This is a genomic window from Desulfosporosinus sp. OT, assembly GCF_000224515.1.
Taxonomy (GTDB): Bacteria; Bacillota; Desulfitobacteriia; order Desulfitobacteriales; family Desulfitobacteriaceae; genus Desulfosporosinus.
The window spans coordinates 1-6,710 of sequence record NZ_AGAF01000033.1; the positions used below are offsets into that span (position 1 = coordinate 1).

Sequence of the window (6,710 nt, forward strand, 5' to 3'; positions counted from 1 at the left end):
CCCTGCTCGTCTTTCCGCAAAAGGTGGATACAAGAAGCTTATCTACATCCACGTATTCAAGTCTTTTATGAATTTCTTCCCTGCCTATTTCAGTGTATTCATTGATACTCTTATCAAAATGGAATCAAATGGGCAGAAAGGTATATCTGGGATTCTTCATTTAGTTTTATAATCATTGCTTACGGTATTACATTTACTCAATTTAATGCAACCCACGCCCCGCTTAGTTCAAGAGAAACTAGCCGTCCTGATAAAGCTTAGCCAGAAGTCAAGAACTGAGTCTTGCACCCACCGAAGCGTTTTGGGCGTTTTTGGTGGGTATTTTTGTGTTAAATGTGGAACGAGGTGCAAAATGAATGGTAATAAATCAATACCTGAACACCTAACCCATATTTAAATGACTTGATTGAATCAATTGATCACCAGTATGACCCGGGTGAATGTTTAATACCTGCCCATAATCGTGGGGAAGTTGAAACGAATATTACATTCTAATTTGAACTTAAAGGGAGCGACTATAATGATTATTGGTATAAGTGCCGGAAGAAAAGAAGGAGTTACAAGTTCTGTAGTTAAGGAAATACTTGAGTGCAGTGATGAGGAATATGAGTATATATCCTTATCGGGCAAAAAGATTAACGGCTGTATCGGATGTGTCAGGTGTGCAACTGACAACATATGCAAGCAAATGGATGACTGGAATGAAATAGCCAGTAAACTATTAAAGGCTGATGCTATAGTATTTGGTGCGCCGAATTACGGTGGAACAATTAATGCACTAGGACATGCTTTCTTGGAACGTATGTTTTGCTTTCGACACCGCGAAGTATTTAGCCTAGCCGGAAAATTAGCGGTTATTGTCAGTGTGGAATATGCAAGAGAAAAAGAAAACACAGTTCACAACTTTATAAAGAAGGTCTTTGATACTCAAATGATGGCCATTGTTGAATCAGTAGCTTCTATTGGATATTCGCAATGTTATACATGCGGATTTGGTGGAAATTGCGGAGTGGGAAATGTTGTTAGAGATCATGGTTTTATCAATGAGATTAAGGATGAGCATTATCCGCCACATTTTAGAGATCAGACGGAAGCGGTTTTTGAAGCCCATCGAGTTGGTAAATTATTGGGGTCAATTCTGAAGAATAGAAAAACTCTTTCTTGACCAGATATGGGTCTATATCAATAATGACTTGCAAAATCCTATTGCAGAGCCAGACCGTTAGAAAGTTTGGCTTTGTCTTTTCCTTGGATTAATTTACGCGAAATAAAAGGAAAAATAGGATATAATGACAAAATTTTAAAATGAATCTTCTGTTGTTTAACAACCGTTTCGATATCGAGAGTTCCGAAGTCCTTTTCAGATAGTTATACCATTGACATTTTCAATTCCAAATTGACACAATGATTAATTAATATTTACAATATCTGTCACTCTAAATATGGAGGATGCAATATGAGGGGAAAAAGATCTGAAAGAAATCTGCCTATTTCTATCATAATGGGAGATGTAAATAGGTTGAAACTTGTAAATGATGCTTTTGGGCATGAAAGAGGAGATGAACTTTTACATAAAGCAGCAGGAGCTATTCGAAATTCTTGCAGATCAGAGGATATTGTTGGTCGGTGGGGCGGAGATGAATTTGTGATAGTACTGCCAAACACTAATAGTAAAGAAGTAATAGAAATTATAAATAGAATTAAAAAACGATGCTCAAATGAATATGTCAACTCATTAAGTATGAGTATCTCCTTTGGCTGGGAGACAAAAAGAAGCGCTTGTGAAGATATATTTAAAGTCATGAACAATGCTGAGGATTACATGCAAAATAGCATCTTCCTTGGAGGTTAAACAAGCCGGACTCACCAAATACCAAAGATTGTATGTGATTTAGACATATTAGATTCGTCTATGGATATAGTTGTTTCGGAAGATTTTTTTGTCTGATGCCCAGGTGCATGGTCATAGTTAGTAGGATTAGTGGAAGTTAATTTCCAAGTCAATTGGTATAAGTGTTGGATATTACCCCGATATACGGGCAATATTTAGGCTTGGGTTTTTTACGCCTAACTTGATATGCAGGATTTCTTGGTAAATTGTAGAATAATTTTATTCATATCGCAAATAAAGCTTTTGAAGCGAAACTATTACGTGGAGGTTACTATGAAAACATTATTGCTTTTAGCAAAAGGATTTGAAACGATGGAATTTAGTGTCTTTGTAGATGTATTAGGGTGGGCAAGAAATAATTATGGATATGATGTACAAGTTGAAACTTGTGGATTTAAGAAAGAAGTTATGAGTACCTTTAATATCCCAATATTAGTAGATCGGATAATAGATGAAATAAATGTTGATGAATATGATGCATTAGCAATTCCAGGGGGATTTGAAGCATATGGATTTTATGAAGAAGCATATGATGAAAAGTTCTTAAATCTCATTAGGGAATTTGATATTAAGGGAAAAATAATTGCAACGATTTGTGTTGCAGCATTACCTTTAGGAAAAAGTGGGGTGTTGAGGAATCGTAAAGCTACAACCTACCATTTAGGAGATGGTAGTCAAGAGAAATTGGCAGAATTTTTAGTGGATGTAGTTAATGAACCCATTGTAATGGATAAAAATATTATTACGTCTTACTGTCCAGAGACTGCACCTGGAGTTGCATTTAAACTATTGGAGTTATTGACTTCGAAGGAACAGATGGAAGTAGTTAGAAAAGCAATGGGATTTTCATTAGTGTAATTTTGGGAAATATAGTGCAACCAATTAATCTTCCAATTTGATTAACGAAGGGAGTAAAAAATGGTTTTATTAGTTGTTGATACACAAAAATTAATAACAAATGAAAAATTATACAATTTCCATTTGTTTGTATCAAATATAGAAAAAATCATTGATACAGCTAGAAAAAATAATATTGAAGTAATATATGTACGGCATGATGATGGTCCTGAAAGTGGATTAACAAAAGGAACTAATGGTTTTGAAATATTCGAAAAATTTAAGCCATCTAATCAAGAGAGGATATTTGATAAACAAGTTAATAGTGCTTTCAAAGAAACTGGTTTATTAGAATATTTAATAAGCCAGGGAGAAAAAGAAATAATCATTGTTGGACTTCAAACAGATTATTGTATTGATGCCACTATAAAATGTGGATTTGAACATGGATTTCGTATGATAGTTCCAGGTAATTCAAATACAACAGTTGATAACAAGTTTATGTCAGCAGAACAAACATATCAATATTACAATGAATTTATGTGGAATCGTAGATATGCGGAATGTATTTCACTGGACGAAACACTCAAAATTATGAGATAATTGATTTTTATAGTTGTGTAAAATAACATTGCATGAAGAAGTTAATGTGATTTAACTATTTAATATCAATTTGTTTAGTTTGCATTAAACGCTGCAATGGAAGTCGAAGTCTTAAAAAGTGGCAGTTTTGAAAAAGTAATTTCTTCACCCGAAGCGCTCGTTGGAATAGGTCGTAATATGAAAGAAATTATCCCTGTTTTGAAAGCAAAAGGCTCAAAACTTGATGTTATGACAAAAATAATGAGCGACCTACCATCGAGAGTTATTGGATTTCTTATGAGTAACGTTATTTTTTCACCTAAAAGCATGACCTATGCACTTGTAGCGCATAACCACACTAAAGTTGGTTATGCCGTACAGGAAGTTATTTCAGAAGCCAGAAAGTACGGCATAAAGGCACCACGGCTTTACGATGTAGAAAGCCTAATTACGGAATAGAAAGAGGGGCTTAGCTTGAAAAAATAACTCGACATAACCTAAAAATGAGTAAACTTATAAATAAAGGCCATGAGGTGTTCTTACGGCTCCATAAGACGAACCCCGCACCCTTTAGCGGCTATTTGAACTTTAGGGATTTTAAGATTGTGTGTTCTTCGCCGGAGCGGTTTCTAAAATTAGGGGACGGTATTGCGGAGACACGCCCCATAAAAGGGACCAGAAAAAGAGGTGAAACCCCGGAAGAGGATGACGCCCTGCGGACGGAGTTATTGCATTCCTCTAAAGATCGCAGCGAGTTATTGATGATCGTTGATTTGGAGCGGAACGACCTGAACAAGGTCTGCGAACCAGGCAGTGTGGAAGTTACCCAGTTGTTTGATGTTGAAGCTTATGCGACGGTATTCCACCTGGTGTCGACGATTGTCGGAAAACTAAAAGAAGGTATGACGGCCATGGATCTCTTAATGGCAATGTTCCCCGGCGGATCAATCACCGGGGCACCGAAACGGAGAGCCATGGAAATCATTGATGAAGTAGAACATTCACGCCGAGGGCTTTATACCGGGTCCATCGGTTATCTTTCTTTCGATAATAGCTGTGATTTTAATATCGTGATCCGTACCGCAGTTTATCAAGACGGAATCTACCATTTGGGGGTTGGCGGCGGGATCACCTGTGAATCCGAATTGGAATTTGAATTTGAAGAAACTGAACAAAAAGCCAAGGCCTTACTGGAGGCAATATTATAATTATTGCCCTTGACCACCCATATAGTGAAAAAATAAGTAGAGACCTCTTTGCGGAGGTCTTTTTTCTATACTCTTTACCTGCTTCATTTTTGTTACTCTACGATAATTAGACAGAAAAGAGGAAATCATTCATTTAATAAAGAAAGGATAATGTATATGATATTATCAATAGAAGATCTTGTATTGTTGCCGGGCATGACCTATCCCTTAAAGATCGATCGTCTCAGCGAGGATGAGTTGACTTGCTTTCGTGATAAAAATGAAGAGATAGTGGCCTTGCCAGTCAAGCGGCATCGGGACCGACATGAGACCAAAGTGGAGGATTTCCACACAACAGGCGTTGCTCTTGAAATCCTAAAGGTGAATCCCAGCGAAAAAGGATATCGTGTTCAAGTGAAGGTCTTAAATCGAGTGACCGTAATGGATATCAACATTAGGGAAACGATGATCACCGGAAAAACAGTGGCGGCGCCGGAAGTAATCGACCTTAATGAAATTAGTCAAAAGGAAATGATGGGCTATATTAAAACGACAGCTCATCAAATTGGAGCTAAATTCAGAGAGGCCGATGGCATTGTAAAAGCAATTGATGAGATACAAGATCTCAATGTTCTGATCGGGTATATCTCCCAATTTATTGCTTTTTCAAAGGAAGAAAAATATACCTTGATGGAAACAGGTCCTTAAAGGACCGCACTTTGACATTTATTGATTATTTTTTACATCACAAAGAAGCGATTCAGCTTCAAATCGAAATGACGGAACGCTTTTCCGAATTTTTCAAGTTCGGAATCCTCCCACTTTGAGAGTCTGTAACATGTCAACATAGAGAAACCAAAAAGCAGCTAATTTTCGTGAGAAATTAGTTGCTTCTTGGTTGATGCTCCTTAATGCAAAAGCTGGAGCAAAAATACGCTTCCAGCTTTTGAAAGTCTTCGTTTTAGTCAAATATGTTGCATAAGTCAATTGCTAAGTCATTCAATATCCCATTGTTTATTGTCTCGTCTTTCCCGTACACTGCCGGTTCAGTAAATACATTCTCGGAAAAATTATAAACTTCCACAATCTTATTCGATGGATCAACTATCCAGTATTCCCGAACTCCTGACAACCGGTAGCGTCTTAGTTTGACTCGTTTGTCTTTTAACGCTGTTGACGGACTCAAGACCTCAACCACAAGGTCTGGAACACCGACACAGCCTTTTGAGTGTATCTTTGATTGATCACATATCACCGTTATATCAGGTTCAACATAGTTGTCATTTTCATCATCCAACCATACACCAAAAGGTGCTGGAAAGGCCTTGCACTGTTTACCCTTTAGATAAGTATAAAACTCACCATATAAATTCCCGACAATAGCTTGGTGTTGAGATGAGGGAGGTGGTGTCATATCGTAAATTACACTATCAATACGTTCCCAACGTTCAAACTCGAATTCCAACGGTTTTTCTTCCAAATATAGCACCTCCTTTGTAAAATTATACCATGGTTCAATTGGTTTTTAAAGGCGAATGAGAATTCGTATACAACCTTCAGTATCCACCTCATCTAATGAAATGCCTCTAAATGCGGAACTTGGAGGTTCACCTAATGGATATGGAATGTATTAACCAGTTGCATTGGCTGCGGAATGACTTCGAATTACGTGAAATATATTGCTAAGAAAGCAAGCGTTCCACCGCGCAAGGAGGGTACTATTCATATCATAAAGTAAGTATGAATAAGAGCCGCTTATGCAATTGGAATGCACACGAAGAAACCACTAATTTTTCACGAATCTAAAGCGAAACAGCGCTGGGGTGTCAATATGGCGGAGGCGCTCCGGAGGATTGGCGGCAATGATCCCGGGCAAGAATTTTTCCGGAATAATCAGCAGCTTAAATGAACGCAAAGTGGGTACCGGGCTCAACCGGTATCTTTTTTTGTACTGTCAAAAAGTACAACTTCGTTAATACTTTCTACAGCATAAGAGCAACTAGGCAACCGCTGGCCAAGGATGGCCGAGCGTCTCTGAAGTCAAGGACGGAGAAGAGACCGCCTGCTCAGAGTCTTCCGCACCGACCTTCATTCTGCGCCAGTAGGGTGTATTTTTAAGAAATGGTATTTATGGCAGGTATTTATAAACAGTTGTTGAAATCTTGTTAAGAGTAACTGAATGTCTTATGACGTGACGCATTAGTAAGAAGTTG

At 37.7% G+C, this 6,710-nt stretch carries 8 protein-coding genes and 1 pseudogene; 8 read left to right on the forward strand and 1 reads right to left on the reverse strand.

The genetic code is table 11. The annotated features are described in order from the left end of the window. Positions 1-520: 520 nt before the first annotated feature. The 7 genes and pseudogenes from DOT_RS02700 to DOT_RS02730 all read left to right on the forward strand — a co-directional run bounded on the left by DOT_RS02700 (position 521) and on the right by DOT_RS02730 (position 5,205). On the forward strand, positions 521-1,165 hold the full coding sequence (locus DOT_RS02700; protein ID WP_009613836.1) for a flavodoxin family protein: 645 nt from the start codon (positions 521-523) through the stop codon (positions 1,163-1,165). Positions 1,166-1,456: 291 nt separating this feature from the next. Further along, positions 1,457-1,852, forward strand: coding sequence for a GGDEF domain-containing protein (locus DOT_RS02705; protein ID WP_050809813.1), 396 nt, complete (start codon positions 1,457-1,459; stop codon positions 1,850-1,852). 312 nt (positions 1,853-2,164) lie between these two features. Further along, a complete protein-coding gene (locus DOT_RS02710) occupies positions 2,165-2,749 on the forward strand; it encodes a DJ-1/PfpI family protein (protein ID WP_009613839.1) in 585 nt (194 codons plus the stop codon). A gap of 60 nt (positions 2,750-2,809) precedes the next feature. After that, entirely contained in the window at positions 2,810-3,331 is a 522-nt protein-coding gene (locus tag DOT_RS02715; protein WP_009613841.1) for a cysteine hydrolase family protein, read from the forward strand. A 96-nt stretch (positions 3,332-3,427) separates the two neighbouring features. Beyond that, positions 3,428-3,769 carry a ketopantoate reductase C-terminal domain-containing protein gene (locus DOT_RS02720; protein ID WP_009613843.1) on the forward strand — a complete coding sequence of 114 codons (342 nt, stop codon included), beginning with the start codon at positions 3,428-3,430 and terminating at the stop codon, positions 3,767-3,769. Positions 3,770-3,837: 68 nt separating this feature from the next. After that, positions 3,838-4,518 (forward strand): annotated as a pseudogene (locus DOT_RS02725) (anthranilate synthase component I family protein); the annotation flags it as partial. Positions 4,519-4,674: 156 nt separating this feature from the next. Next, entirely contained in the window at positions 4,675-5,205 is a 531-nt protein-coding gene (locus DOT_RS02730) for an LON peptidase substrate-binding domain-containing protein (protein WP_009613846.1), read from the forward strand. A gap of 253 nt (positions 5,206-5,458) precedes the next feature. Here DOT_RS02730 and DOT_RS02735 read toward each other — a convergent pair whose 3' ends face one another. Then, positions 5,459-5,977, reverse strand: coding sequence for a Uma2 family endonuclease (locus tag DOT_RS02735; protein WP_009613847.1), 519 nt, complete (start codon positions 5,975-5,977; stop codon positions 5,459-5,461). A 288-nt stretch (positions 5,978-6,265) separates the two neighbouring features. Here DOT_RS02735 and DOT_RS30170 point away from each other — a divergent pair, with 288 nt between their 5' ends. Next, entirely contained in the window at positions 6,266-6,406 is a 141-nt protein-coding gene (locus tag DOT_RS30170; protein ID WP_009613848.1) for a hypothetical protein, read from the forward strand. The last annotated feature ends 304 nt before the right edge of the window (positions 6,407-6,710 follow it).

Excerpts from the sequence above, each read along its gene's own strand:
- DOT_RS02700 (WP_009613836.1), top strand. The coding sequence starts at position 521 with ATGATTATTGGTATAAGTGCCGGAAGAAAAGAAGGAGTTACAAGTTCT.
- DOT_RS02705 (WP_050809813.1), top strand. The coding sequence starts at position 1,457 with ATGAGGGGAAAAAGATCTGAAAGAAATCTGCCTATTTCTATCATAATG.
- DOT_RS02710 (WP_009613839.1), top strand. The coding sequence starts at position 2,165 with ATGAAAACATTATTGCTTTTAGCAAAAGGATTTGAAACGATGGAATTT.
- DOT_RS02715 (WP_009613841.1), top strand. The coding sequence starts at position 2,810 with ATGGTTTTATTAGTTGTTGATACACAAAAATTAATAACAAATGAAAAA.
- DOT_RS02720 (WP_009613843.1), top strand. The coding sequence starts at position 3,428 with ATGGAAGTCGAAGTCTTAAAAAGTGGCAGTTTTGAAAAAGTAATTTCT.
- DOT_RS02730 (WP_009613846.1), top strand. The coding sequence starts at position 4,675 with ATGATATTATCAATAGAAGATCTTGTATTGTTGCCGGGCATGACCTAT.
- DOT_RS30170 (WP_009613848.1), top strand. The coding sequence starts at position 6,266 with ATGCACACGAAGAAACCACTAATTTTTCACGAATCTAAAGCGAAACAG.